Annotated in this window: 26 protein-coding genes; 8 read left to right on the top strand and 18 right to left on the bottom strand. The window is 60.4% G+C overall.

What is annotated here, in order from left to right; genetic code table 11:
• Positions 1 to 60: 60 nt before the first annotated feature.
• Positions 61 to 1,098 carry a GGDEF domain-containing protein gene (locus EEB13_RS28875; RefSeq protein ID WP_230590094.1) on the bottom strand — a complete coding sequence of 346 codons (1,038 nt, stop codon included), beginning with the start codon at positions 1,096 to 1,098 and terminating at the stop codon, positions 61 to 63.
• Between the two features lie 245 nt (positions 1,099 to 1,343).
• On the bottom strand, positions 1,344 to 2,489 hold the full coding sequence (locus EEB13_RS28870; protein WP_095887359.1) for a cation:proton antiporter: 1,146 nt from the start codon (positions 2,487 to 2,489) through the stop codon (positions 1,344 to 1,346).
• Positions 2,490 to 2,578: 89 nt separating this feature from the next.
• On the opposite strand from EEB13_RS28870, the gene EEB13_RS28865 reads away from it, so the two are divergent.
• Positions 2,579 to 2,959 (top strand): cupredoxin domain-containing protein, encoded by a 381-nt coding sequence (locus EEB13_RS28865; protein WP_033233666.1) that lies wholly within the window; start codon positions 2,579 to 2,581, stop codon positions 2,957 to 2,959.
• 126 nt (positions 2,960 to 3,085) lie between these two features.
• Positions 3,086 to 4,867 carry a CocE/NonD family hydrolase gene (locus EEB13_RS28860; RefSeq protein WP_141486835.1) on the top strand — a complete coding sequence of 594 codons (1,782 nt, stop codon included), beginning with the start codon at positions 3,086 to 3,088 and terminating at the stop codon, positions 4,865 to 4,867.
• Between the two features lie 12 nt (positions 4,868 to 4,879).
• Here the strand turns inward: EEB13_RS28860 and EEB13_RS28855 are convergent, their stop codons facing one another.
• Genes EEB13_RS28855 through EEB13_RS28820 form a run of 8 tightly spaced genes read right to left on the bottom strand, consistent with a single transcriptional unit; the run spans position 4,880 to position 11,521 of the window.
• Positions 4,880 to 6,073 carry a globin domain-containing protein gene (locus EEB13_RS28855; RefSeq protein ID WP_141486834.1) on the bottom strand — a complete coding sequence of 398 codons (1,194 nt, stop codon included), beginning with the start codon at positions 6,071 to 6,073 and terminating at the stop codon, positions 4,880 to 4,882.
• A 31-nt stretch (positions 6,074 to 6,104) separates the two neighbouring features.
• Positions 6,105 to 6,554, bottom strand: a complete 450-nt coding sequence (locus EEB13_RS28850) for an RrF2 family transcriptional regulator (RefSeq protein ID WP_092804572.1) — start codon at positions 6,552 to 6,554, stop codon at positions 6,105 to 6,107.
• A gap of 59 nt (positions 6,555 to 6,613) precedes the next feature.
• Positions 6,614 to 7,744 (bottom strand): galactokinase, encoded by a 1,131-nt coding sequence (gene galK / locus EEB13_RS28845; RefSeq protein WP_095887357.1) that lies wholly within the window; start codon positions 7,742 to 7,744, stop codon positions 6,614 to 6,616.
• Positions 7,744 to 8,844, bottom strand: a complete 1,101-nt coding sequence (galT, locus tag EEB13_RS28840; protein WP_141486833.1) for a galactose-1-phosphate uridylyltransferase — start codon at positions 8,842 to 8,844, stop codon at positions 7,744 to 7,746. Before galT ends, galK begins: the two co-directional genes overlap by 1 nt.
• Entirely contained in the window at positions 8,841 to 9,467 is a 627-nt protein-coding gene (locus tag EEB13_RS28835; RefSeq protein ID WP_033233661.1) for an SMI1/KNR4 family protein, read from the bottom strand. Before EEB13_RS28835 ends, galT begins: the two co-directional genes overlap by 4 nt.
• A gap of 21 nt (positions 9,468 to 9,488) precedes the next feature.
• Entirely contained in the window at positions 9,489 to 10,073 is a 585-nt protein-coding gene (locus EEB13_RS28830; RefSeq protein ID WP_033233660.1) for a TetR/AcrR family transcriptional regulator, read from the bottom strand.
• Complete coding sequence (locus tag EEB13_RS28825) at positions 10,070 to 11,119, bottom strand: saccharopine dehydrogenase family protein (RefSeq protein ID WP_141486832.1); 1,050 nt, start codon at positions 11,117 to 11,119, stop codon at positions 10,070 to 10,072. Before EEB13_RS28825 ends, EEB13_RS28830 begins: the two co-directional genes overlap by 4 nt.
• A 48-nt stretch (positions 11,120 to 11,167) precedes the next feature.
• Positions 11,168 to 11,521, bottom strand: coding sequence for a VOC family protein (locus tag EEB13_RS28820; RefSeq protein WP_033233658.1), 354 nt, complete (start codon positions 11,519 to 11,521; stop codon positions 11,168 to 11,170).
• Positions 11,522 to 11,665: 144 nt separating this feature from the next.
• Here EEB13_RS28820 and EEB13_RS28815 point away from each other — a divergent pair, with 144 nt between their 5' ends.
• Positions 11,666 to 13,126, top strand: a complete 1,461-nt coding sequence (locus EEB13_RS28815; RefSeq protein WP_033233866.1) for an anion permease — start codon at positions 11,666 to 11,668, stop codon at positions 13,124 to 13,126.
• Here EEB13_RS28815 and EEB13_RS28810 read toward each other — a convergent pair whose 3' ends face one another.
• The 3 genes from EEB13_RS28810 to EEB13_RS28800 are packed head-to-tail and all read right to left on the bottom strand — an operon-like array spanning position 13,127 to position 16,576.
• Positions 13,127 to 13,876: a succinate dehydrogenase/fumarate reductase iron-sulfur subunit gene (locus tag EEB13_RS28810; protein ID WP_141486831.1), complete on the bottom strand. Its 750-nt coding sequence runs from the start codon at positions 13,874 to 13,876 to the stop codon at positions 13,127 to 13,129.
• Positions 13,873 to 15,825 (bottom strand): fumarate reductase/succinate dehydrogenase flavoprotein subunit, encoded by a 1,953-nt coding sequence (locus EEB13_RS28805; RefSeq protein WP_141486830.1) that lies wholly within the window; start codon positions 15,823 to 15,825, stop codon positions 13,873 to 13,875. Before EEB13_RS28805 ends, EEB13_RS28810 begins: the two co-directional genes overlap by 4 nt.
• 4 nt (positions 15,826 to 15,829) lie before the next feature.
• Positions 15,830 to 16,576 carry a succinate dehydrogenase cytochrome b subunit gene (locus tag EEB13_RS28800; RefSeq protein WP_261984670.1) on the bottom strand — a complete coding sequence of 249 codons (747 nt, stop codon included), beginning with the start codon at positions 16,574 to 16,576 and terminating at the stop codon, positions 15,830 to 15,832.
• Positions 16,577 to 16,731: 155 nt separating this feature from the next.
• Between EEB13_RS28800 and EEB13_RS28795 the strand changes: the two genes are divergently transcribed.
• From EEB13_RS28795 to EEB13_RS28785, 3 genes are all read left to right on the top strand, one after another.
• Positions 16,732 to 18,060, top strand: a complete 1,329-nt coding sequence (locus EEB13_RS28795; RefSeq protein ID WP_141486829.1) for a lipase family protein — start codon at positions 16,732 to 16,734, stop codon at positions 18,058 to 18,060.
• A complete protein-coding gene (locus EEB13_RS28790) occupies positions 18,061 to 19,308 on the top strand; it encodes a Tat pathway signal protein (RefSeq protein ID WP_141486828.1) in 1,248 nt (415 codons plus the stop codon).
• 108 nt (positions 19,309 to 19,416) lie between these two features.
• On the top strand, positions 19,417 to 20,055 hold the full coding sequence (locus tag EEB13_RS28785; protein ID WP_033233652.1) for a YdcF family protein: 639 nt from the start codon (positions 19,417 to 19,419) through the stop codon (positions 20,053 to 20,055).
• Here EEB13_RS28785 and EEB13_RS28780 read toward each other — a convergent pair.
• Complete coding sequence (locus EEB13_RS28780) at positions 20,039 to 21,568, bottom strand: MFS transporter (protein ID WP_141486904.1); 1,530 nt, start codon at positions 21,566 to 21,568, stop codon at positions 20,039 to 20,041. The two genes, EEB13_RS28785 and EEB13_RS28780, sit on opposite strands and share 17 nt — an antisense overlap.
• Positions 21,569 to 21,697: 129 nt before the next feature.
• Positions 21,698 to 22,129, bottom strand: a complete 432-nt coding sequence (locus tag EEB13_RS28775) for a MarR family winged helix-turn-helix transcriptional regulator (RefSeq protein ID WP_033233651.1) — start codon at positions 22,127 to 22,129, stop codon at positions 21,698 to 21,700.
• Between the two features lie 380 nt (positions 22,130 to 22,509).
• Here EEB13_RS28775 and EEB13_RS28770 point away from each other — a divergent pair, with 380 nt between their 5' ends.
• Positions 22,510 to 23,604, top strand: coding sequence for a GGDEF domain-containing protein (locus tag EEB13_RS28770; RefSeq protein WP_141486827.1), 1,095 nt, complete (start codon positions 22,510 to 22,512; stop codon positions 23,602 to 23,604).
• Positions 23,605 to 23,612: 8 nt separating this feature from the next.
• Here EEB13_RS28770 and EEB13_RS28765 read toward each other — a convergent pair whose 3' ends face one another.
• On the bottom strand, positions 23,613 to 23,825 hold the full coding sequence (locus tag EEB13_RS28765; protein WP_033233649.1) for a DNA-binding protein: 213 nt from the start codon (positions 23,823 to 23,825) through the stop codon (positions 23,613 to 23,615).
• Positions 23,822 to 25,225 carry an MFS transporter gene (locus EEB13_RS28760; protein ID WP_141486826.1) on the bottom strand — a complete coding sequence of 468 codons (1,404 nt, stop codon included), beginning with the start codon at positions 25,223 to 25,225 and terminating at the stop codon, positions 23,822 to 23,824. The genes EEB13_RS28765 and EEB13_RS28760 overlap by 4 nt, the downstream gene beginning before the upstream one ends.
• A gap of 64 nt (positions 25,226 to 25,289) precedes the next feature.
• Between EEB13_RS28760 and soxR the strand changes: the two genes are divergently transcribed.
• Complete coding sequence (gene soxR, locus EEB13_RS28755) at positions 25,290 to 25,730, top strand: redox-sensitive transcriptional activator SoxR (protein ID WP_033233647.1); 441 nt, start codon at positions 25,290 to 25,292, stop codon at positions 25,728 to 25,730.
• Between the two features lie 7 nt (positions 25,731 to 25,737).
• Here the strand turns inward: soxR and EEB13_RS28750 are convergent, their stop codons facing one another.
• Positions 25,738 to 26,562, bottom strand: a complete 825-nt coding sequence (locus EEB13_RS28750; protein WP_095887352.1) for an ABC transporter ATP-binding protein — start codon at positions 26,560 to 26,562, stop codon at positions 25,738 to 25,740.
• Positions 26,563 to 26,569: the final 7 nt, after the last annotated feature.

The following is a 26,569-nucleotide window of genomic DNA, read 5'->3' as shown; positions in this document are numbered from 1 at the left end:
TTCATTCTCGCATTCAAGTTCGGGAAGGCATGGCAATCAGTCCCTCAGTGCAGTTTCAGCTCAGATACTGGTGGTTCGGACGCCGTTTCCTCCGGCAGCCTTCGCCTGGTACATCATCGAATCGGCGACGTTCGACGCAACCGAGATTGCTGACGATCCACCCGTCCATGCTTTTGACTCGGTTGGCATGATCGCCACTCCGACGCTCACCGTTGTGTGTATCGGGTCCGGGTAATCGGAGAGTGCCGGAACAATGCCTTCGGTCAACGTAATGATCATCTCGGGTGGCCCCGCTATGACTGCGAGGTACTCTTCACCGCCGACTCGACCGACTACGGCCCGTTGACCGAGGTGAGCGCTGAGTCGGTTGGCTGTTCTCTGGATTACCCGATCGCCTGCGGGGTGCCCGTGTACATCGTTGACCAACTTGAACTTGTCGATGTCGACCACGATGAATGCAAGACACCACGCATCATCGCGGGCCTGATCGAACAGAACCGTAACCGCAGCGTCGAGTCCACGACGGTTGAATAGACCGGTCAGGGGGTCGTGGTCCGATTCGCGGGCATCTCGATACATCATGCGCCACGTCAGATGCGAGAAGATCGGGAGAAGGGTTACTGCGGCAAAGAGGACCAATGCGCGGGCAAGGAGTGTGCCGTGGTCGACTGTTCCCGCACCGAAAGCAAGAACAAAAACGATGATGCTGACGCCGGTAGCCCAGGCTACGTGTCCCAGAAGCCATTTAGCGCTGACGAACAATGTCGCGTAAGTACCGCTCACGGCAAAGGCGATACACCCGAAAGTCGCTGAATCGCGATCAGTCACCATGAGAACCGCCCCAGCCAGACCGATATCGGCAAAAATTGCAAAGGCGATAAGTCCACGCCGTCCGGGGAAGGGGCGAGTGAACCAAAGTCCCGCGATGACAAAACAACTGACGACCACGATCGCCCCCAGGTATTTCCCGAGTGTTGTCGGCGGCGCGTCGGGCCCGACGAGTTTAACGAGCGCGGTAAGACCGAAGATCATCGACATGATGCCGAGCAAGGCGCGACAGAGAGGCTGAATCGCGCGGCTGGAGCGCTGGCGTTTCATCCATTCGTAGTCGTGCTCCTCGTGGTACCACTCATTGAGCAAATTCCATGAGTTACCCCCTGTTGGAAGATGGACAGGGGTGCGCATGACACCTATTTTGGCATTGAATTCCAGCGAAGAAAAACTAACAATCACCAGGTTGATTTGTTCGGAGAGTCGCGGGGATCAAGTGCATGAATACTTCGGGGAACTGACTTTGTGCATGTTTTCGTGAGAACCGAAAATAGGTCGCAGCGATGAAGGTTTTACCGTTTCCCTGCCAGTAATCGACCCGACCGTGCCGCACTTGCACCGGCCAATGTCGCGGCACCGACGGTGATCATCGCGCCAAGCAGAATTGCTGCAGGCTCACCGTCGCCGAGCACGCCGAGCTGCGAGCCAACTGTTACCGCGGCAACGGGAACACCGAGCTGCGCAGCAGACAATATGCCGAGCGGAAGAGGTAAACCCATTACCCGAACCACGGCATGCACTACGAGCGTTGCCATGCCTAAAGACACACCGAGCCAGATGGACGACGGATTGCTGACGAGGTCCCGAAGATTGATGGAAGCGCCGAGCCACACGAAGAACAGCGGCGCAAAAAAGCCATCCGTGACGGCGAAGAGCTGTTTCGCCAGGCGCCGGGGCTCACCGATCGCCGCAAGGACCAAACCGAAAGCAAAGCCCGCGAGCATGACGGAGACGTGAGTGGTTGTTGCCAGCGCCGCCAGAGAGAACAGGATCACCAGATTGATCCGCAGTTCGAGGGCGAACTTACGCTTCTCCGAGAACTTGTGGAGCCGCCGCCATGCTCCGGAACGGTGGAATGACCGGAGCCCGAAATAGAGCACGACCGCAGCGGCGATGACGGCGAATGCACCGAGCCCCGCACGCACCGCGTTACCGGGATCGATTACGAGCGGCACCGCCACGATGCATGCCGTGTCGGCGATGGCGATCTGTGCCGTCATCTGCAGAACGGATGTTCCACCAAGTGCGAGTGAATCTACGATCGGAAGAATAAGTGCTGCAGACGAAGACGCTATGAGCACCGCGTACAGAAAGGCGTGACCGGTATCGAAAACCGATGCCACCGCGTACCCGGCGACAGCGGCCAGAACCCCGACCATCACTGCGCGGACCGCGCCCTTACCCATCGCCGACCGAACCGCAGGATCGCGAACGGGGACGTGCGAGCCTGCCACCAACATCGTCAACGCAAAACCGATATCGGCCATGAACGTGAAAGTGTGGTCAGTCGCATCGAGCAATCCGAATCCGGTGACCCCGAGAATGACACCTGCCGCCAACTCGCCTACGACTACCGGGATATGCCAGCCTTCGCGTGCCGCCAGCAGCGGCCCGAGTAGCCCGGCGAAAGCAACCAATGCGAGTACGTCGAATGTCACCAATGATCTCCTCGCCGTTTGGTGCCTGTGCCCAGGGGTAATCATCGCATTGGGGGATGACGGGGGGATTCGACCAGGAGGCGGTACCCATGAGAAGGATCGTCGCCGCAATCGCGGCGCTGTTCCTGTCGACATTTGCCTTGATCGGGTGTGGTGACACCAGCACCGATTCCCACGGCAATCACTCTGCCGAGATGGGAGTGACCGCTGCAAACGCACAGGCAGCGGAAATTGTGATCAACGGCTTCGAATACTCCACACCGGCCCCCGTGATGCCGGGTCAAACTGTCACGGTCCGCAACAACACTGATGACGAGCATTCCGTTACGTCTGATACACCAGGGTTGTTCGACGTCATTGTCAACGAGAACGAAGTCGCACGTCTCACAGCGCCCGAGGAACCAGGGTCCTACGCGTTCCACTGCACCTACTTCTCGGACATGCACGGGACCTTGACCGTGGAGGATTGAGAGGAAGTGATCAGCCCCCTTCCGAGCGAAAGGTATCTTGGTCGCCTTCAATGCGCCGAAAGGTACTTTCGCTCTGTTGGGAGGGATGAGTTTTGCCGTAAATAACCGGCCCGGAAACAGTTCCGGGTGTACGGTATGCGGGTGCGCCGGAGACTGGTAATCAGTATCGTCACGTTAGTGGTTTGCGCCTTCGGCTTCGCGCCGCCCGCGCTCGCAAACAGGACGTATTCGTCGCAGCTTCTGTACTTTTCGGTTCAGGTCGGCCCCGATCGGGCAACGCAGTGCACGGTTGTCGGCGAGCTGACCATCCCTGACGGCGTCAGTGCCGGAAATCGGGCGCCGGCGATCCTGACCACCAATGGTTTTGGCGGATCGTACAAAGACCAGATACCGATGGTGCAATTTCTTGCCGAGAACGGGTACGTGGGTCTTACGTATTCAGGCCTCGGCTTCGGCGGAACCACCTGCAAGATCACCCTCGATGCTCCCGCATACGACGGCATCGCCGCGTCACAGTTGGTCAGCTTCCTTGGCGGCAGCGAAGGAATTGCTTTCACTGATCCTGGTCTGACGCAACCATTTCCGGCTCTAGACGTGGTGGTTCGAGACTCGGTGGACCACAACGGAGCGCCGTCGATCAACGATCCTCGCGTCGGTATGTCGGGCGGATCGTACGGTGGCGGTATTCAGTTTGCCGCTGCCAGTGTCGATCCGCGCATCGACACGATCATCCCGATGATCACGTGGAACGATCTGTCGTATTCGTTGGCGCCCAACAGTACTGGCATCGTCACCGGCGTATCGACGGTGGAACCCGGTGCGTCCAAGGTGCTGTTCGCGTCGTTGCTGTTCGGATTGGGAGTCACGAATCCTGGTGTCGACGGGTATGTCGCCGATCCCGCGCGGCTCGAGGGTTGCCCGAACTACGTGTCGTACATGTGCAATGCCATTGCGCAGGCGGTGGTTACAGGTGAAGTGGGTCCGAAGATAGTCGCGGATCTGCGGGCGTCGTCGGTCGCGTCCTACATTGATCAGATCAAGATCCCGGTGTTGCTCGCGCAGGGGCAGCAGGACACTCTGTTCGATTTGAACGAGGCGACGGCCACCTATGAAGCGCTGAAAAGCCGTGGTGTGGATGTGAAGATGATCTGGCATTCGTGGGGGCACAGTCACTTGGCTGCTGCGCCAGGCGAATTCAGCTTCAGTGCTCCGGACGCAGAAACTCAGTACGAAACAGGCCGATTCCTCGACTGGTTCGACCACTATCTTCGGGAGGAGAACACCGAAACCGGGCCGGAATTTGCTTACTTCCGTAATTGGATCGACTACGAGGGAAATGCTGCGCCGGCCTATGCGACGTCGAATACCGTGAATGTCGGCAGCAACCGGGACTTCCATCTCTCCGCGGATGGCGCACTGCTGCCAGGCGGTGTACCGCCGGTACCCGGAGCGAACACCGTAGTCACCGCTCCAGCGGGTCTTCCGACTGGCATCGAACCGCTCAATATCTCTCCGGCAGGCAATATTCCGAATGTGCAGATCCCCGGAACCGAGGCCTTGTGGACCTCGGCTCCGATGACCGACACAATGGACGTTGTCGGTTCGCCGACTGTCACGTTGCGGGTCGCGGCGCCCGGCCAACCGGTGGTGTTCGCCAAGGTGTACGACGTGGCGCCCGACGGAACCTCGACGTTGATCAACGGTTTGATCGCGCCGATCAGGATCAGTGATCCGTCGCAACCGGTGCCGGTGACCATGCCCGCGATTGTCCATCGTTTCGAACCCGGTCATGCTGTGCGACTTGCGATCACAGGGGGAGACATCAGCTTCCGGGGCGGTCTGGCCGGGATGCCGGTGACGATCTTTGCCGACGCCTCAGGCCCGCTGCAGCTTCCGGTGGTGGGCTAGCCGGCCGTCACTTCAGATATTTGCCCAGCTGTCCGGCCCGAAGACCTCGTAGTGGATATTCTGCGCCGGAACATCGCGTGCTATCAACGATTCGCGCATGGACAGCATGAACGGCATCGGGCCGCAGAGGAATGCCTGTGTGTTCGGCTCGAGTTCGATCTCACGCAGATCGGCACGTCCTTCGTGAACAGCGCCGAGGGGTGCTAACGAACCGAGGTCTTCGTACCAGCGGTGCAGTGTTGCGGCCGGGATCTTGCCGACCAGCTCGCTGAGTTCAGCTCGGTGAGCGTGATCAGCGATGGAGCGATCCGCGTGAATTACCGACACCGAGCGCTGAGCGCCGGTATCTACGAGATGATTGAGCATGCCGATCATCGGCGTGCATCCGATTCCGGCAGACGCGAGCAGGAGCGGCGAATCGTCCTCCGGCATCATCAGATCGCCGAACGGCGTGGTTACCGACAGTTCGGAATCTTCGAAAGCGTTGTTGTAGAGGAAGTTCGATACTTCGCCGTCGGGCGTGCCCGAAATCCTCTTCACGCTGATGCGCCAGTCGGCACTACTCGGCACGGAACAGAGGCTGTATTGCCGGATTTGCCGAGCGCCGTCGGGGAGGACTACCCCGACTGAAAGATACTGTCCGGGAGCGAATGTGGGGAGAATGCTGCCGTCGAGTGACGTGAGTGTCAGTGACACGGTATCGGCAGACTGCAATACGCGTTCGGTGATTCGCACCGTCCGCCAGACGTCTCCGGGTTCGACTCCGGCGAGCTGATAGAGCCCACGCTCCATGGTGATCAACGTTTCCGCCATCAGCCAGTAGACCTCGTCCCACGCCTTCGCGACATCGGGAGTGACTGCATCGCCGAGTATTTCGACGATTGCGGCGAAGAGGTGCTCGTGCACAATTACATATTGGTCCGGGGTGATTCCCAGCGACGCGTGCTTGTGGGCGATACGCGAAAGGATCAGATCGACCTTGGCGCTGTCGGGTTCGAGCTGGAGTGTCGCGAAGGCGGCGATCGCTCCGGCGAGGGCTTTCTGCTGTTCGCCTTGCTTTTGATTACCACGGTTGAACAAATCACGTTCGAGTTCGGGCTGGGCCTCGAACATCTTGCGGTAGAACAGCGTTGTGATTTCTCCGATGGCGGCGCCGACCACGGGGAGGGTGGCGCGAATGACCTCGGTTGACGCACTGGAAAGCATGAGATGCTCCGTTCGGTCGAAATTCGGTTGTTCAGCCTGCTTCGTCGCTCCGAGTGGTGAGGCGAAGCAGAACATTTTTGGACGGTTGGCGCGTCACGTCTTCGATCGTGACTCCGTCGAGTGAGGCAAAAAATGCCTCTTGCGCGTCGTGGAGTGCACTCCGCAGGAGGCATCCGCCGCGCAGAGGGCACGGTTTGTCGCCTTCGCAGTCCACAACCTCTCCGGGCCCTTCGAGGCGTCTGGCGAGCCAGCCGATGGTGGCGGTCCGACCCAGTTCGGTGATGGAGAGCCCGCCGCCGCGCCCGCGTCTGGTGTTGACTATGCCCAGTTCGCCGAGTCGTGTGACCACTTTGGTTGCGTGGGCGTACGACACGTTGAGCTGCTCGGCAATTACCCGCGTACTGGGGGAGGCGTCGGCGTCGAGTACGGCAAGCCGCATGACGACGCGCAATCCCAGGTCGGTGAACTGCGTCAGTTGCATGACCTGAATCTACATAATTCGCATCTGAGATGACTATTTATGTGAGGGGGATCTCGAGCTCAAAGGCGGGTGGCCGAACCGCCCGGGGCGACGTGAAGAAAACGGGGCGGTTGCCAGGTTCGCGCTGTAAAGGCCTCGCAGATGGATGCGGTGACAGCGGCGGACTTCCCCGCCGGCATCAGTGCGATGGCTGATCCGCCGAATCCGCCGCCGGTCATCCGGGCAGCCACAGCGCCGCCGAGTCGGGCAGCGGTGACCGCGACGTCGAGTTCATTGCACGAGACTTCGAAGTCATCGCGCAGCGAAGCGTGGGAGCTGTTCAGCAGTGAACCCATGTCGCCGAATCTTCTGATGCGCAGAAGTTCTGCGGCCGACAACGTTCGGTTGATTTCTGTAACCACATGCCGTGCCCGCGCCCGGAGTATCGGATCGCTCAGGGATTCAGCCTGCTCCGCGGTGGCTTCTCGTAGACTGGTGATGCCGAGAACCGCTGCGGCATCTGTGCATTGGGTGCGGCGCAGCCCGTACTGTCCGTCCGCAAGTGAGTGTTTCACGCGCGTGTCGATGACCAAGAGTTCGAATCCGGCATCGCGGAGGTCGAAGGGAATGTGTTCGATAGATCCGTCCTGGCAGTCGAGTAACAGGGCGGTCGACGGCTTGGCGAACATCGCGATGGTTTGATCCATGCCGCCGGTCGGTGCGCCGACGCCGTCGTTCTCCGCTCGAATACACACCTGCACCAGCTGATCCCGGGTAAGGCTTGCGCCCTGAAGATCATTGACCGCCAGTGCAACCGAACAGGTCAGGGCCGCTGAACTGGACAGACCTGCCCCTACCGGAACCGACGAGTCGATGACCAGATCGAGGCCGGCAACGGTCATGCCTTCGCGGGCGAGTGACCACAGGACTGCTGTGGGATAAGCCGCCCAGCCTGCTCCGATCTCGCCGACGGCTCCCACATATGTCTCGTCGGACTGCCTGCTGTGTATGCGAACTGTCTGGTCGTCGCGCAGGGCAACTGCTACCAGCGTCCGCTGCTCGAGAGCGACGGGCAGACATAACCCGCTGTTGTAATCGGTGTGCTCGCCGATCAGATTGACGCGGCCCGGCGCCGACCACACGCCGGTTGCCTGATATCCGTACGCGTTGTGGAACTGATGGAGTACAGAATCTTTCGATACGGAACTCATCAGGCGAGCTCACGTAGGCGGGTCGCAACTGCCTCCGGCACCGTGTCGCTGATCCAGGCGCCCATCGCCGATTCGGACCCGGCGAGATACTTGAGCTTGCCGGGTGCACGCAGGATCGAGAACAACTGCAGGTGCAACCGCCCGAGGTGCCGGTCGATGCGGATCGGGGCCTGATGCCACGCCGCTATGTACGGCACGCGGTCGATTCCCGGGTAGAAGCTGTCGATACGCTGGAGTAGGTCTTGATAGACCTGCGCAAGCTCTTCGCGCTCTTCGGTATTCAGTGACGGGAGGTCGGGAACATCGCGGTGTGGTGCCAGATGAATCTCGATGGGCCAGCGCGCGGCGGCCGGGACGTAGGCACTCCAATGCTTCCCGGAGTACACCACCCGGGCGCCGTCTTGTCGTTCGAAGGCCAGGACGTCCGCGAGGAGTGAGCGTCCGGTGCTCTGAAAGTGCTTGTCCGCCTGAGCCAGTATTGCCTGGGTTCGCGGTGTGACGTAGGGGTAGGCGTAGATTTGGCCGTGGGGATGAGTGAGAGTCACACCGATCTCTTCTCCGCGGTTCTCGAAGCAGAACACCTGCTCCACCGACGGATCCGCCGACAACTCCTCGGTCCGCGAGATCCACGCGCCGACGATAGTGCGCAGGCGTTCGGCAGGTAGTTCGCCCACCGACGCGGTGTGATCGCTCGAGAAGCACATCACCTCGCAATGGCCGACCGCGCGCCGATCATCGGGCCCGAAGCGGTTGGCGGACAATAATTCGTCTTGCGCGGGCGCAAAACTGGGAAACCGGTTCTCGAACACTGCGACGTCGTAGTTCGCCTCGGGTATCTCGGTGGGCGCGCCGGCTAGAGTGGTGGGGCAGAGCGGGCATTCGGCTGTGGTGGGCAGGTGCGTTCGCGTCATACGATGCGACGCCATCGTGATCCACTCGCCGGTCAGTACGTCGTAGCGCATCTGCGACTCGTTTGTGGCGGAGGGTAGTTCGCGTAGATCGCGGGCGGTCCGCGTGTGGGTGGTGCCCGCGTCGTCGAAGTAGAAGATGTGTCGACCGTCGGCGAGTGTACGACGCGTCGGACCGCCCGCTGGCGTCATGCGTCAACTTCCCATTCCAGAACTCCCTTGCTCACAACGGGTTTCCACACTCCGATGGTATCGCCCGTCTCGAGTGCGGTGGCGTGGGCCGCCAGCATGACCGAGACAGACGCCCAGATCGGTCCGCCGTTGTCGGTCCCGTCCGAGGCGTATTCGGTGACGCAATGGTGCAGGGCACCGCCCCGTGTGTCCACGAAAAAGTGGTACTCGTCCAGTCCGGCGAAGGGAATGAACGTCGGAATGAACATGTTTGCAGCAGTACCTGCATCGTCCCGATCGCGTCGATCCATTTCGTCTGCGGGATAGAGGTCGGGATTCTCGTAGATCGTCTCGTCCCACGTTTCGAGCAGCGTGAGACGAACCTCCGTCGCGACGTCGATGGGGTACAAGAACTTGTCGGGAAGAACGCTTCCGAGAAAGAGTCCGGTCCTGTCGTCGTGAGTCAGGCTGCCGTTCTGGACTCGATAGAGGTCACGCAGATCCTGGGGCCAGGAAACACCGGTCGACGCCTCGAACTCGTCGATGATGCTGTCGCTGAGTCCTGGTTGAAACGCGGCAGCCGTCACCGGTGCGTGTGTGCGGCACCAGGTGGTGATTCGACCCCATTCGTCTGCAACGCTCATGGGCTTTACGATACGTCCGCGTCAGGACCCGTGAATCAGGTACTGCAGCGTGCTCACCAGTGCCCGGTCCGAATCCTCGGACTTGCGGCCCGCGATTCCCGAGCGGAGAACCGCAGAACCTTCGAGCAGGCTGACAATCGTCTGCGCCGTTGCTGTTCGCCCCGCCGCATCAAGATCTGGTTGTGTGCACACGACAACCCGCTCCACGTGCGCGATGTACTGCGCGTAGAAATCTCGGACCACAACGGAGACTTCTTCGTCGGCGGCGGATAACGCCCACACCTCGACGTACAGCCGAACAGTGGCAGGATCGTCCTGTTCGCCGAGCAGGATTCTGACGAACTGCTCGGATTCCTCGCGGGACACGGTCTGCTGTGTGTCCGTCACGGCGGCCAGCCGGTCGAGCGAACGGGTCAACGCGCGCGCCATGACGGCGCGGATCAGGTCGGCACGGGTGGGGTAGTAGTGCTGCAGGTGCCCCACCCGCACACCGGCCGCGGCGGCAAAGTCTCGCATGGCCGCGTTTGCGTTGCCCTGCGTCGTCAGTACCTGTTCTGCAGCGTCGAGTAGTGCTGCCGCGCGAATGGCGCCCTTGGTCGGGGTCATGTCCGCAATACTGCCACGCCGAGATTCTCCAGCTCGGAGATAGCGTGGCCCGGATTCGGAACTGATTCGGGGAAAGCAACTCCGGGACGTGCGTCGTCGCTCAGGACGTGCCGCACTGCGAGTGCACCGCCTACTGCTGTGAGATGCGCCTGGCCTTGCGGATCGACAATTGTTGCGCTTGTAGCACCGTTGGCACCGGTGACGTCGACTCGTACCTGAGCGCTACCGCCTGTGCCGGGTGAGTACAGCAAGCCGCGTCGTAGCGAGGTGAAGCGTTCTCCGCGTCCCCACCGAAACAGACCGACCTTCTTGGCGGCAAGCAGTGCTGTCGTGGAAGCATTCGAGCTGAAACCGATTCGAGTGCTTGCAGTGTCGACGTTCAGGGTCATGGGAAACGTGAATTGCTCGGGAGTATCGATCCTTCCGACTTTGGTGCGCGATCCCGGGAAATCCACCCAGCGGGTATCCGTCAAGGGGCTGACGGTGATCGGATTTCCGTTCTGCATAACCTCGAAGTCCTGACCGAGACGGTCCATGAACTCGACGGAGTCGAGGCCGGCAATGTCGTTGACGTCGTAGCGAATCGAGACGTCGATCAGCTCGGCGCCGCCGAGCTCTTCCGCGAGCGCGGCGGCAACGATGTTGGTGACACCGCCCATCCAGCCGGACGACAGGTAAACCGTTGCGGTGGGCGACATCTGGCTTGCCAACGTGGCTGCGCGGGCTACCCTCGTAGTCCAGCGGGTGATGTCCACGTACGGTATTCCCGCTTGGACCGCGGCAGTCAACACACGATCGTGTGGATCGTTGACGGTCGACACGACCGCACGTGCCGAGGCGTCGAAAGGCGTCGGATCGGTGAGGTCCCAGCGGCGGACCGAAGCTCCGTGCCGGCGGGCCAACTCGGCGCCCTTCTCGGGGGTACGTCCGGTCAGGAGTAGCAAAAAGTCAGGTGCAAGCAGGGCGGTCAGCGCGCTGCCGACGGTTCCGTATCCACCAGCTACGAGGATGGCGCCGTCTGGGTCGTGGCGCAGTGTGTCGGTCATGCAGCCAACTCTAGGTCAAATGACCTAAAACGTCGAACGGTCCCGGTGTCAGTCCCGATGAGCCACGATGTTGACCACGTTGCCGTCCGGGGCCCGGACCAGGAACCGGCGCACACCCCACACTTCGGTTGTCAGTGGGTGCACGATCTCGTATCCGAGTTTCCGGGCTTCGTCGTACGCGCCGTCGACGTCGTCGGTGTGGACGGAGATGACCGAGTCCTCAGGGGAGGTCGCATCATGCGTGACGAGTTGTACATGCGCATCGGAGTCGGGAGACGCGAAGCGTGCCACCCAACCCATGTTGAACTCCTCGGTGCTCAGGCCGAGGAAGTCGGCGTAGAAACTCTTAGCCGTCTCTACATCGGGAACTTTGAGGTTGGTCGTGATTCGTTGTGAGCGCATGCGGTCTCCCGGTCGTCGACAATAGGTAACTTCGATAATTGCCTGCGCGCCGGGACATGTCGAGAGGTGTTGTGGCGATTGACTGCACGAAATTCGGGCAAGTGGGGGACAATCACCGTCAGGCGACAAGTCGAGGAGATGCAAATGTCCGAGGCCAAATCCGAGCACACCGATGTTGTAGTTGAACCCGAACCGTCGATGATGAAGCGGTACTACCCCGCTGCGGTGCCCGTGATCCTCGGTTTGATCATCTTCTTCCTGCCTGTGCCGGATGGTGTCGATCCCAAAGGTATGCAGATGCTCGGCATCTTCGTCGGCACGATCGTCGCGTTGATCCTGCAACCGCTGCCCACCGGATCAGTTGCCCTCGTCGGCTTGTCGATTGCGATGATCACACAGACGGAGACGCCTTCGGAGGCGCTGGCCGGCTTCAGTAACACCACGATCTGGCTGATTGTGGCCTCGTTCTTCATTGCCGAAGGTTTTCTGGTCACCGGTCTGGGTAAACGGATCGCGTTGATGTTCGTCACGAAACTCGGAAAGTCAAGTCTTGGACTGTCTTACGGGATGGCGCTGACCGATCTGATTCTTGCACCGGCAACACCGTCGAATACCGCGAGAGCGGGCGGCGTGGTGTATCCGATCATCGTCTCGCTGAGCAAACTCGAGGATTCCAATCCGGAACCGGAGGAATCCCGGAAGAAGCTCGGCGCGTATCTGCTGCTCACCTCACTTCAGGTCAACGTGGTCACCTCGGCCATGTTCATCACCGCCATGGCCGGTAATCCGGTAGCCGTCGACGCGGCCGCCAAGCTAGGTATCGAGATATCTTGGGGTAAATGGGCATTGGCGGCTTCGGTGCCGGGAATTGCCAGCTTGATCGCGATCCCGTGGGTGATGTCCAAGATCTTCCCGCCGACCATGCTGAAAACCCCCCAAGCTCCGGAGCAGGCCAGGGACGAACTACGCAAGGCCGGTCCCGTGAGCCGCGACGAGAAGATCATGGCCGCAACGTTCATTCTGCTGCTTGTGCTCTGGTGCCTGGGTACACAACTCAACGTCAACGCCACCACCACGGCGTTTGTCGGCATCGCGATCCTCCTTGTCACGAAGGTGCTCAGCTGGAACAACCTGGTGACGGATAAAGGAGCATGGCAGACGCTGGTCTTCTTCGCTGTATTGGTGGGTATGGCAGGTCATCTCGAAGAGTTGGGCGTGATCGCGTGGATCGGCGGCCAGGTCTCGTCCAGTGTCGACGGGCTGCCGTGGATCTGGGCATTCGCGATTCTCACACTGGTCTACTTCTACGCGCACTACCTGTTTGCTTCCAACACGGCGCAGATCGTCGCGATGTACGCCGTGTTCCTCGGCGCAGCGGTTGCCACGGGCGCTCCACCACTGTTCTCGGCCTTGGTGTTCGGATTCATCGGCAGCCTGTTCGGCGGTATCTCGCACTACGCGTCCGGACCCGCCGGAGTTGTCTACGGCTCCGGGTACATCAAGACCTCCGAGTGGTTCCGAATCGGGTTTGTCATGAGCGTTGTGCTCATCCTCATCTGGACGATCATCGGTGGCGCGTGGATGAAAGTGATCGGTGCCTGGTGATCAGTTGTCCTTGCGGCGCAAGCTGAACCGCATGGATTCCTTGTTGACGGCGGCGATTGCCGTCAACGGGATCTCGGCTGGACACACCTTTGCGCATTCGCCGTAGGTCGAGCACGGCCCGAAGTCGGCTTCCATCTGATCGGACATCGCGCGGGCGCGCTTGCCTCTTTCGTTGCGACCCTGCGTTACCAGCGACAGATGGGTGAGTTTGGAACCCGTGAACAGATGGGCCGCTCCGTTGGGGCACGCGGCAACACAGGCGCCGCATCCGATGCAGGCCGCAAAGTCCAGCGCGGCTTCGGCATTCTGATGGGAGAGCGGTTGACTGTCGGCGTCAGGTGCCGTGCCGGCGTTGACGGAAACATAGCCACCGGCCTCGAGAACGCGATCCATAGCCGACCGGTCGACCACCAGATCCCGTACCACCGGAAACGCCGCAGAACGGAACGGCTCCAAAACAATTCGATCACCGTCCGAGAAACTACGAAGATGCTGGCGGCACGTCGGCGTGTTGGCCACCGGCCCGTGCGGGGTGTTGTTGACGGTGAAACCGCACGAACCGCAAATACCTTCGCGGCAATCGGAATCGAACGCGATGGGGCTCTTGCCCTCTTCGACGAGTTGATCATTGAGTCGATCGAGAAGTTCGAGCAGCGACATCTCGACGCTCGCGTCGTCAACCTGATAAGTATCGAAGGCGCCGGAAGATTCAGGTCCATTCTGGCGCCACACGTCCACAGTGATTTTCATGCGTAGTTCCTCGTTTGCAGCGGAACAGCGGTGAAGGACAACGGTTCGTCGTGACGGATGTGCCGACCGTCCTTGGCGGTTTCCCAGGCCGAGACAAAGCACCAGCGATCGTCGTCGCGTAGTGCTTCACCATCCGACGTCTGGTGCTCGGCACGAAAATGTGCTCCGCATGATTCGTCCCGGTCGAGCGCGTCGACGCACATCAGTTCGGCGAGTTCGAGAAAATCAGAAACCCGCCCAGCCCGTTCGAGTTCCTGGTTGAACTGGTTTCCGGTTCCCACAACCCGCAGGTCCGACCAGAATTCGCCGCGCAGTTCCCGGATCTCCGTAATGGCCTTTGTCAACCCTTCTGCCGAACGGGTGACTCCGCAACCCGCATACAGGATCTCGCCGAGTCGGCGATGGAATCTGTCGGGGCCGTGCTTGCCACCTACAGACAACAGGAGTTCGACTCGTCCTCGTACGTCGTTGAGCGTCGACACCACCGCCTCGTCGTCGAGGCTGAGTTCGGGAGTACCGAGCAGGGGTGCAAGGTAGTTCGGAATTGCATAGGGAAGGGTGAACCACCCGTCGACGCAGGCGGAGAGCAGGGAATTGGCGCCGAGCCTGTTTGCTCCGTGGTACCCCCAGCCGGCTTCGCCACCGACAAACAGGCCTGGGATCGACGTCATCTGGTCGTAGTCGTTCCAGAGGCCACCCATGGTGAAATGCGCGCCCGGTGCAATACGCATCGGCACTGTATAGGGATCCTCACTGGTGGCATCGCGATACATCGAGAAGAGGTTTCCGTACCGCTCTTCGATGGTCTTTCGACCCAATCGCGCGAGCGCATCTCGAAAATCCAGGTACACACTGTTTTTCAGTGGGCCGACGCCATGACCGGTATCGATCTGCTCGCGGGCGGCACGCGAGGAAACATCGCGGGGTGAGAGATTGCCGAAGGCGGGGTACTTGCGTTCGAGGTAGTAGTCGCGCTCGCTATCGGGGATGTCTCCGGGTTCGCGACTGTCTCCCGGTTGTGCTGGTACCCAGATGCGGCCGTCGTTGCGGAGCGACTCGCTCATCAGGATGGTCTTGGACTGCCACTCGGAATTGACGGGAAGTGCGGTGGGATGGAACTGAATGAAGGACGGAGACGCCATCAATGCGCCGCGCCGGTGCGCTCGCCACGCGGCAGTGGCGTTGGAGTTCTTGGCAAGAGTCGATTTGTGGAAGACCGTGCCGTAACCACCCGACGCGAGGACAACCGCATGTCCTGTGGTGGACCTGATTTCGCCGGTCACGAGGTCGCGCGTCACAATGCCCTGGGCGCGTCCGTCTGCGACGATGAGATCGAGCATCTCGGTGCGGGTATGCAGGTTCACGGTGCCGGCAGCGATTTGTCGTTGCAGTGCCTGCGACGATGCTATCTGCAACTGCTGGCCCGTCTGCCCACGCGTGTAGTACGTGCGCGAAACCTGGACGCCACCAAACGATCGGGTGGCCAACGTGCCGCCGTATTCGCGTGCAAACGGAGCGCCGATGGCATTCATATGGTCGATCACCCGCACGGATTCCTCGGCTAGCCGGAAGCAGTCCGCCTCGCGTCCACGGAAGTCGCCGCCCTTCACGGTGTCCTTGACAAATCGATCGAGGCTGTCGTTGTCGACCTTGCGGGCGCGGGCTGCGTTGATGCCGCCTTGAGCGGCGACGCTATGTGCGCGTCTCGGTGCATCGTGGAACGTGAACGACTCTACGTGATAACCCAATTCGCCGAGCGATGCGGCACAGGCCGCGCCGGCGAGTCCGGTACCGACAACGATGACCGTGAACTTGCGGCGATTGAGTGGGCTGACGAGTTTGTAGTCGAGTTTGCGGTTCGGCCAGGCTCTCGACGGATCTCCCGGCGGTACATTACCTTCAATCGGGGTACCGATGGTTCGCAGGTCGTCGGCGTCGAAGCTGCTCATCTGATCACGCTCCTGTTTTCGAGACGAGTCCGGTGAGAACGGCGATGGGGATCGACATGTTTCCCACCATGACAACCAGTGCGATGATGCCGGCGAGCGCGACCGCAACTTGGCGGAACCGCTGACCGGTCACACCGAGATCATTGACGGCACTCCATAATCCGTGGGCCAGATGCATAGCGAGCAGGGCCATCGCGAGGATGTAGAAGGCAGCGACAGCGGGGCGTTCGAAGCTGGCAACGAGATTGTCGTAGGCGTAACTCTGCGATCGGGTGGCCGCTTCGTATTCGGTGCTGCCGATCGGGCGGGTGCCGGTTGTGAGGTCGAGGATGTGAAAGACGATGAACAGCAGGAGAACTGCTCCGGTCACCGGCATTGTCCGGGCGGTGAACGACGAAAGTCCTAACCCCTTGCGGCGGAACGGTCCTCGGGCTCTGCGCGCGCGAAGGGTGAGAAGCCACGCGCACCACACATGGGCGATCAGGGAGACCAGTAGAACGCTGCGGAGAATCCAGAGCAATCCTTCGTAGGGAAGGAACGGTTCGAAGACGGTTCGTAGCCAGTGTGCATAGTCGTCGAAGTGTTCGGCGCCGGTGTACACCTTCAGATTGCCGATCATGTGGACGACCACGAATGCCGCAAAGATCAGCCCCGTCACTGCCATCAGAATCTTGCACGTGACGTTCGACGGGCGTGGGCGTGACCGTGTTGAATCGGCACCGGCGTGCGGTACGCGGGTCGGAACACTCACTCGTAAAACCTCCCAAGCCAGACGTGCCGGATAGGTGTCGTCAGCCTAGGCGTGATTGTGCAATTGGGCAGGGGAACGCAGTGCGACTTGTCGGTTCGTGCCGGTCAATGGTTATGTAACGGACAATATTACTCGGAAGTAAGGAAGCGTGGGCGATGGTGAACTCGACGTCACGACGACGAGCAGTGTGCGTCGGCGCTGCATCTGTCCTGGCAGCTGCCCTGATCGCGGCGGGGTCACCGGCCGGGGCGCAGGAGGCCGCCGACCTGTCCGAGGTCTTCAATCCGCTGGTTGTGCGAGCTCTCCAGGGTGGTGAGATCTCGGGGGAGTTCACTCCACTGGGACTCGCGTCGGACGATCCGTGGTTCGACGAACCGGAGCTCAGCGGCGACACAGCGCCGGGGATCCTTCTGAAAGCCCGCCCTGTGAGTGTCCAGGTCTATCAGGTGCGTCCCGACGCGGTCAGTGCCTACCAACTCATGTACACGACAACCGATCATTTCGGACGTCGGGTGATCAGCACCGGAATCCTGATGATTCCCGAGGACGGCACCGCTCCCGCTGATCGCAAGATCATCGGGTATGCAGAGGCGAACGACAGCCTCGGGGCAAACTGTGCTCCCAGTCACCAGTGGACCGGTGGAAATCAGAGCGACCCGGCCATGTTCTCGGCACTCGGACCCGTTGCGGAGATGTTCGGACGCGGTTGGGCCGTCATGATGAGCGATGTCGGAAACGACGGGGATACCTCGCCGCACCCGTTCTCCGTCGGTCAGTTCTCGGGCAAGGCCACCCTCGACGGTGTACGAGCGGCGCTGGCGCTTCCCGAGGCCGGATTGGCATCCGATACACCGGTTGGCATCTACGGAGTTGCCGGTGGCGGTGTCGCGGCGGGCTTTGCGGCGGAGCAGGCCCATACCTACGCGCCAGAGCTGAACGTGACGGCCAGTGCGATCCAGGCGATGATGATCGATCCGGCAACGTTCGAGGCAACTGCAGCCGGCGGCATCGGTTCCGGGTTTGTCTTCTCGTCCGTCCTCGGTTTTGATGCCGGGTATCCGGAGATCAAGCTGGACGATCACTTCACTCCGGTTGGCCGCGACGTTGCTGCGGCTTTTCGGACATCTTGTCAAGCACTGTATTTGGCGCTTCCGTTCGTTCCGTTCGATGTTCTGTTGACCAACCCCGCGCCCCGAACCATTCCGGCGCTGGCGGCCGCCTACGAGGACAACACCTTGGGCAAGCAGGCACCGAAGTCGAAGTTGCTTATCTCGTCCTGTGAAGACGATTTTCTCGTGCCCTTCAGTGAGGCGCAGGAATTGGCGGATACGTATCGCGCCGACGGTGGTGACGTCGATCTGATTCCTTCGCCGTGTGGGCCTCTCGACTATGTCACCAACCTGTACAAGACGGTTACCGATCAGCTCGGGATGCAGGACGTCGCCTGGCTGGCTGCGGAATTCGATGAAGCAGAGAGTAAGTAGATGATCCGAAAGTCTTTGACGCGCAGAGATTTTGCCCGCACCGTTATGGTGGGCTCGGTTGCACTTGGCAGCGCGATGGCGGTAGGAACAACTGCTTCGGCGCGCGAGGTGGATCGGTACCTCGATCTCGCCGCGGTCAACGCCGATGCCGAAGCCGCAGGTGGGCTTCATCCGACTCTGCCCGCCGATTCCGCGAAACTTCGTGTCCTGCTCGACGAGGCCAGATCGGCAGGGGTGGATCCGCGGCGGTATCAGGTATTGCTGAAGCAGTATTGGCTTGCAGTCGGAACGGAATCCGCGGGAATCGACCTTGCCTCCTGGACTCCGTTCGACGGTGTTCACGCAAATCTCGGCAACCTGACCAATACCTTTGCGTTCTACGAGCGCCTCCAACTCGAACACAGTGAATTACAGTGGGCTGGAATGGGTGGGATGGTTGGTCCGGCTTTTGCAGCGGGACTACTCGACGTGGATTTCGGGCGGGTCGTGCTGAACATCAGAGCGATCAGCGACGCTATGGCCGTGGTGTGGCGCGAACTCGATCGTGTCGGCACACCCATCGCGCAATCGATGGCAGCGCCCGAAGACCTCCAGGCGTTGCTCCAGGTGGGGCACGAAATTCGACCTGAGGATGTGATGTGGTTTCAGGGCAAGGTAATTGCCATGAGCAAACACATTTTCTCGGATCTCATCCCCATGCATATGGCGTGGATACACAACGGGGCGGACGGGATAGGCGAACTGGACCGGGCCGGCCTGCTCGACGAAAATGCGCGAATTGCCTGGCGCAACATTGCATCCGGTAATCCGGAAGCGGTGTTCGACGGTAATGTGCGACTGCTTCGGCGTGAGCAGTACCAATCCGTCGGCGATCAATGGGACGAGGCAAAGAACTATCGCGGAAGCGTCGGTCGGGCGCTGACGTATTTGACCACGTTTGCCGCGTCGCCGTCGATGCCGGGTGTAATCCCACCGCGTGAGTCCGATTCGCTCGAGTTCCAGGTTGGCGCAGCAAGAATCGCGACTCCGTTGCCGGACTTCAACTGGGCGGATCGAGACGGGCGCTGGATATACATCACCAACCAATTGCTTCCCGTCTACCGCGATCTCATGAACGATCAACCGGTCCTGTGGCGCGAGACGTTGGCCGCCCCGGTATCTCAACGGATTGCGGGTCAGGGCATGATCGCGCAGCTGCCGGACCTGCTCCGTTCGATGCTCTCGGCGGTCAAGATCGACTGGAACTGACGGTTGATCCAGGATCTTTCCTGAATAACAATCCTGCCAAAACGGGTAAATAAGACAAAATTCTCGTTACCGTGACCGGACATCCGACATTTCAGGGGGTCCAATTTGATGGTCACTGTGCGTAAATCGGTGTTGAGAGGAATTGTTGCAGCCTCGTTGGTTGCGGTAGCAGGAGTAGGACTCTCGCCGGCAACAGCCAGCGCTGATGTCACGCCCGTTACCCTGGTCAACGGCGTTCTGTCCACAGTTGGTGGGTGTCAAACCACCATTCGTGAATTGATCGTGTTCTGCACGGGCGCAGAGACGTTGACCAGGCGGTCGCCGCTTCTCCTCGATCTGAATCCGGTCGGAACCAACATCGTTGTGCTCGGCGCTGGGCTATTCGACGACGGCACCATGCGAGATATGTTGGTCGACCGTCTGCAAGCTGCCTTGTACCTCGCGCAGAGGTATCCAGCCGCACCGATCATCACCAGCGGCGGTGCGCCCAAGTCGGGTGTCACCGAAGCCAGGGCTATGCGGGATTGGCTGGTGGCCAATGGCGTTCACCCGGGCCGCATAACCGAGGAAGGCCGATCGGGTTCGACAGTGCAGAACGCGCAGTTCACCTCGCAGATCTTGGCCGACCGCGGAGCAACCGGCGTTGTCGTGGTGTCGAGCGCCAACCATGTCGAGCGGGCGATGATCGACTTCAGGGTTGCGGTGGCAGGCAGAATGCTTGTCGCCGGCGTTATTGCTGCGACTTGATCAACTCTGCTTCGGCCAGCAGTTGCTCGTCACCGCTCTGGGCGCGCAGAGCACGTTCCTTGATGAAGGCGACGGCAACAAGGCTGAGCAGCCCCAGAATTCCGGCAATCAGAAACAGGCGTGCGGTGGCGTCGCCGTACGCGATGCGGACGACGTCGGCAAGGGCGTCGGGCAGTTCATTGAGATTGGACAGCCCGGCGCCTCCCGTTGCGTCGACGCCGATTGCGCTCAAGCCCTGAGCAGTCAGATGTGCCACGTGTGTCGACAGAACGGCGCCGAGGATCGAGACTCCGGCTGCCCCGCCGAGCGAGCGGAAGAATGTGATGGTTGAACTGGCCGCTCCGAGATCGCTCGCATCGACCGTATTCTGCACTGCGAGAACAAGATTTTGCATCACCATGCCCATGCCGGTGCCTGCGATGAACAAAAACACGCCGATCCAGACGACTGAGGTGGCGTGGTCGATGGTGGCGAGCAGGAAGAATCCGAGTGTCATCGTGCTCGCGCCGGCAACGAGGAAGATCTTCCATCGACCGAACTTGGTGATGAGTGAGCCGGAGATACTGGACGACAGGGTGGATCCGATCACCATCGGAAGTGTCAGAAGCCCTGCGACAGTGGGTGAGTAACCGCGTGCGATCTGAAAGTACTGTCCGAGGAATACCGCGCCGCCGAAGATGGCAACACCGACGGTGATGCTGGCGAAGGTCGCGAGCGAGGTGGTGCGGTCACGGAAAAGCCGCAGGGGAATGATGGGTTCCTCCACCACGCTCTCGACCCAGACTGCCGCGGCGATAAGCACGATTCCGAGACCGCACAGGAAGAACGACATACCGGAGGACCACTCGAAGTTCTTGCCCGCCAAAGTCACCCAGATGAGGAGTGTGCTTACGCCGCCGGCGATGAGAGTCGCACCGGCGTAGTCGATCTTGACCTTTCTGCGTACTACAGGAAGATTGAGGGTGCGCTGTACGACTATCAGTGCGATCACTGCCAACGGGACGCAGACGAAGAAGGTCCAGCGCCACCCTAGCCAACTGGTATCTACGATGACGCCGCCGATGAGTGGACCGGCGATGGTGGCAATCGACATGACGGCTGCGATCGGACCTTGGTATCGGCCACGTTCGCGAGGACTGAACATGGCTGCGATCACGATGATGACCAGTGCCTGCAAGCCGCCGAGTCCCAGGCCCTGCACAACTCGGAAGGCGATCAATATGCCGACGGATTGTGCGAGTCCGGCCAGGATGGATCCGATGGTGAAGATCAGGATGGAGAGTTGAACCAGCAGTTTTTTGCTCACGAGATCCGAGAACTTGCCCCAGATGGGCGTTGTGGCTGTGGAAGCCAGAAGAGTTGCCGTCACGACCCAGGTGTACTGATCTTGGGTTCCGTGTAGTTCGGTGATGATGGTCGGCAGGGCATTCGAGACAATGGTCGAGGATAGGAAGGCCACGAACATTCCGAGGAGAAGTCCGACAAGCGCCTCGATCTTCTGCCGGTGCGACATCGGAGCGGCGGGGGCCTCCTGCAGGCGGATCGATCCGACTTCTTCATGCGTGACCACGGCGACCCCACTTAGTTAGTTGACACATGCAACATTAGGTTAAGTTGGTTGTAGAACGCAACGGTTTTGCGATTAGTTTTCCATGCTGCCCAGTCGATGCAGAAGCGACGTCAGCGCGATGACGTCCTCGGGATCCCACGTCGCCAATCGTGCACGCCACTCGTCGGCCTGACGATTCTGGACGGTGGTCACACGTTCCCGGGCCTCGGGTGTCAGGGCAACCAACTTTGCCCGGGCGTCATCGGGATCGGGGATCCGCTGTACCAGCCCGAGGCGCTCGGCCGAATCGATTTGTCTGGTCAATGTCGACTTCTCGATATCGAGCGCAGCAATGAGATCCGACATCGGAACCGCATTCGAACGGTTCAGTAGAACCAGGACGGAGTAGAGCGCCGGATCGAGTTTGGGGTGGATGGCCCGCGCGTACTTACGGGCGCGAGCGCGCCCGCGCTGCCACATATCGGCGAGTTCCATCTGCAGGCCCGAGATGGGATCTGAAACCACTGTTGCTACCCCTTAGGTGCGTCGACTTCCGGTGTTCATCCAACCAGAAGGGGCGCGGGATGCGAGTTCCGGATTCATTGTCACCCGAATGCAAATTAGCCATAGCCCTGGCTCGTAGACTCCGCGGCTTCGCGTCGTCGACTGCGGAGTCGGCGAGAATCTCCTAACGGTTTGATGCGGTGACTGATCTATTGTCTGATTCGGGACGGTCCGTAGCTGGATAGTTGCCTGACCAGGCGATATTGCAAGCGCAACGTGTTGGTCGGACCGTCCGTTTTGGCTATGCTGCACGCTATGGCCGAATTTTCGGGGAAATCAGGAAAGTGTGGGCCACCCTGGGGGAAGCGAGAGATTTGCCCTCGAATGATCGAGGCTCCGTCATGAAAGCGTTGATCGACCTGATCGCGCAGTGGTGGCGTCTGCCCGATCAGTATCAGAGTTTCATGCGTTACCTCGAAGACCGTGGTCTTGTGTCGGCTTGCCGAATCCTGGTTGGCGGAACTGCGTTCGGGATGGGGGTGATCCTCGTCCTCATGAGGTGGAGTGCTGTGGGACCGCAAGGTTCGTTCTGGCGATCCGTCAACCTGATTGTGGTCGCAACCTGCCTGATCGCTGCCCTCATTTGGTGGCTGTTTCCGCCAACCCGGCTGTGGTCCTACACCTTTGTTGTCGGCTCCGATATTGCTATCGCGGCGGCGTCGTTCTCGGACGTCGATCCGCTGGCACGATTGTTGTGCTGTGTGGTTTTTGCCTCGATCGGTGGCTACATCGCGTTTTTCCACAACCCCACGTTGCAGCTCGGGCACCTGGTATTCGCCACCCTGGTCACGATTATGGCGGGGTGGCCGCTGCTGTTTGGTGACAACACGGATCCAGGATTGGGAATTGCCAAAATAGGTGTCACTCTCGCGACCGTCTATGTGATTCCCGTCGTCTCACAGATCATGTTGGCGATGCTCAGTTCCGATGCAACCACATCGGAATTCGATCCGCTGACCGGGCTTCTCAATCGACGTGGGCTTTCACGTCGGGCGACGGACATCGTGGGCGAGCAGATAGACGAACACAATGCACTTCTGGTTGTGGTGATCGATCTCGACCGATTCAAGGAGATCAATGATCTCCACGGACACGATATCGGCGACAACACAATTATCAGGACCGGTTTGCGCATCAGGCTCTGGACGTCGCAGTCGGCTCTGATCGCTCGAGTCGGCGGTGACGAATTTGTAGTGCTCGAGCGGGCGCCCTTCAATTCGGTGGCAAAACTGTCGACGCGGATCACCACATTCATGAGTGGTGACAATGACGTACCGGCAATCAGTTCGAGTATCGGAATCGCGATTCGTACGGCGCCCCGAGAAGTGGACGAAACCGTGGACGAGATTGTTTCCGCACTGTTCAGGGTGGCCGATTCGGCTATGTATCAAGCCAAACGTGAGGGTGGAAATCAGGTGCGTGCCAGCGTCGTGTGAAGACTTCTTCAATCGCCGAACGACAACCCTCGTTCGGCGAGTGCCTCACCCAGAATGCGAAGGGCTTTGGGGCCCATTCCGTGAAGCTTTGCCAATTCCGATTCGGATACCGATGCGAGCTGCGACAACTCGGTGTAACCGGCGGCAAGAAGAGCCCGCGTTGCAGGCGCGCTGGTTTTCGGGAAACCGTCTCCGGGCTGTGCAGACTGAGATTCGGTCACGGTTGATCTCCTCGAGACGACGGGAAGGCGCGCGCTGCGATCGCCACACCGATACAGGCTACGACGGCAAATGTGATCAGGAGTAATTGTGCGGAACGCAAAGTCGAGGGTGCGCCGAGATTCACCAGAACTCCGGCGAGAGCGGCGCCGAACGCGTTGGCGATCAATTGCACGGTATTGATCGCCGCGGCGGCTTTTGCGCCTTCGCCTGGTTCCGAAACCGAGTTCATCGCACCGACAGCCAGGTGTGGCCAGGCGATGCCGATACCCGCCCCGGCAATGACCAGTCCGACGATCCACGCTGCGATTGCGCCGGCGCCGGCCTGATCGGTGAGGAACGCGGCCGTCAGAGCAAGCCCGAATGCGACCAGAACAGGTCCGCCGACAACGATTGTGCGGACAGCGCGAGGTGACGTTGCCGAGGCACTCGGAATTTCGCCGAGGGTCCAGCCGAGGGCGAGGGCGGCGCCGAGGAAACCGGCGGCCAACGGTGTCAGACCGGCGAGGAGCTGACCGAACAGCGGAATGAACGTTTCGACCGTCGAGCTCAGGGCCAAGGCGACGATGGTCAGGTACACCCATTTGAGGGACGACGCGGTGAAGGTCGACGGCGGGAGTACTCCATGGCTCGCGCGACGGTCTGCTGCGACAAAAGCAATCAGAAGTATCACTGCCGCAAGAACCAGTGTGGCGGTCACCGCAAGGTTGGACAGAATTCCCGCGACGCTCACCAACAGCGCTGCTGCGGTCAGCAGGGCCAGCGAGAGAATCGGAACCGGACTGCTGGTGGTGCTGCCTGCAGTATGTGCCGGCAGCGCGCTGGGGACGAGCGCGGCAACCGCGATTGTCGCGACCACCAAGGCACCGAATGCCCAGCGCCAAGCGCCGAATTGAGCGAACACTCCACCGATGGCCGGCCCGGCGAACGTGCCGACACCCCACATTGCTGATACGAGTGCCGATGCGCGCGTCCACAACTGCTTGGGTAGGGCGGCGTTGATCACGGCATAACCGAGACCCGCAAGCAGTCCACCGCCGGCACCTTGAACAGCACGCCCGACCAGAAGCATTTCCATCGACGGACTGAGCGCACAGACGATCGTGCCGAACGCGAAGATCGCAAGCGCAATCAGATACGCGCCTCTAGGCCCTTTCGCGCCGAGGATTCGGGTGACCAGCATCGAGGAGATGACTGAGGCAATAAGGAAAACTGTTGCAGTCCAGGCGTAATACCGTTGCCCGCCGATGTCGTCGATCGCCGTCGGAAGCAAGCTGGTCGTGAGATAGACGTTCGTGGCATACAGCGCCACTCCGCCCGCCAGGACGGTAGCGGTCCCGAGATGCCGCCCGCTCAGTAATTGACGCCACGTGCCGGCGGAGACATCAGTAGGGGAATGCATGTCGATGAAGGTAGAGTCTCAAGTGCGCTTGAGGTCAACTTCGGGCGCCAGACGGGAGGCGAGGATGATCCGCAAGAGCGACGAACTCCTCTCTATCGGCGAGGTGTCGGCCCGCACAGGCGTTGCGGTGTCGGCCGTGCGGTACTACGAAACCCTGGGTCTGGTTCCTGCCGTTCGCACTGCCGGCAATATGCGAAAGTTTCCGCGGCATGCCATACGGCGAGTGACGTTGATCCAGTTGGCCGTCCGCTTCGGCATTCCGTTGTCGGAGGTCGGGGAAGTGTTCGCCTCCCTGCCAGAGGGCCGCACACCCAACAAGAAGGACTGGGCAAAGATCTCGACAGCCTGGAATCAGCGGCTAGAGGATCGTAAACAGGCGATCGCGCGCCTCCAGGAGGAGTTGACCGGGTGTATCGGGTGCGGGTGCTTGTCACTGCAAACCTGCAACCTGCTCAATCCGGGAGACGAACTCGGTTTGGGCGGGCAGGGCGCCCGCCGGATCTGACGAACTGTCAGATCAGTTGGCTCAGTTGGTTCCGTTGGCGAGGGTGGGACCTGGCATTCCAACGTCCATTGCGTCGTTCGATCTTGATGGGATGTGAGAAGCAGTCGCTGATGTTCTCCGACGTGATCACATCGTCGGCAAGTCCGGTTGCCGTGACAACGCCGTCCTTGATCAGTAGTGCATGTGTTGTCGTGCTTGGGATTTCTTCGATGTGATGGGTGACAAGAATGCTTGCCAGGGACGGGTTTTGACTACGTAGGTCATCCAGCGCGCTCAGCAGCTGTTCGCGGGCTGCCAAGTCGAGACCGGTGGCGGGCTCGTCGAGAAGAAGCAATCGTGGCTCGACCATGAGCGCTCTGGCGATCAGTGCGCGTCCGCGCTCTCCCTGAGACAAATTGGGCCACAGTGCATTCGATCGGGGGCTCATGCCAAGCAGGTCGATCAAGGCGTCGGCGTGTGCTTCCTGCTCCGGAGTTGGTGACCAGCGAGGCATCAACTCGGTGGTGTTGGTGAGTCCGGTGATCACGACGTTCCGCACCGTGATCGGAATGCCGATCGTATGACGCGGATTGACATGCCCGATGTCCATCCGCAACTCACGCATGTCGACACGGCCCAACTTGTGGCCCAGAACGAATACGGAGCCGCGGGTGGGGTGCGCAGTTGCCCCGAACAGGCTCAGCAGAGTGCTCTTTCCCGCACCGTTAGCCCCCAGCAATACCCAATGCTGGCCGGGCTCGATCGAAATGTTGATGTCCTGCAACAAGTACCGGCCGTCTCGGACCAAGTCGACATGTTCGGTCGACAGCACTGTGCCGCTGGAGTGTTTCACGGATGAA

The sequence above is a fragment of the Rhodococcus sp. WS3 genome (assembly GCF_003797085.1).
Classification (GTDB): Bacteria; Actinomycetota; Actinomycetes; order Mycobacteriales; family Mycobacteriaceae; genus Rhodococcus_F; species Rhodococcus_F globerula.
The sequence above is the reverse complement of the archived record's forward strand: the minus strand, read 5'-3'. Positions and strand labels throughout refer to the sequence as shown.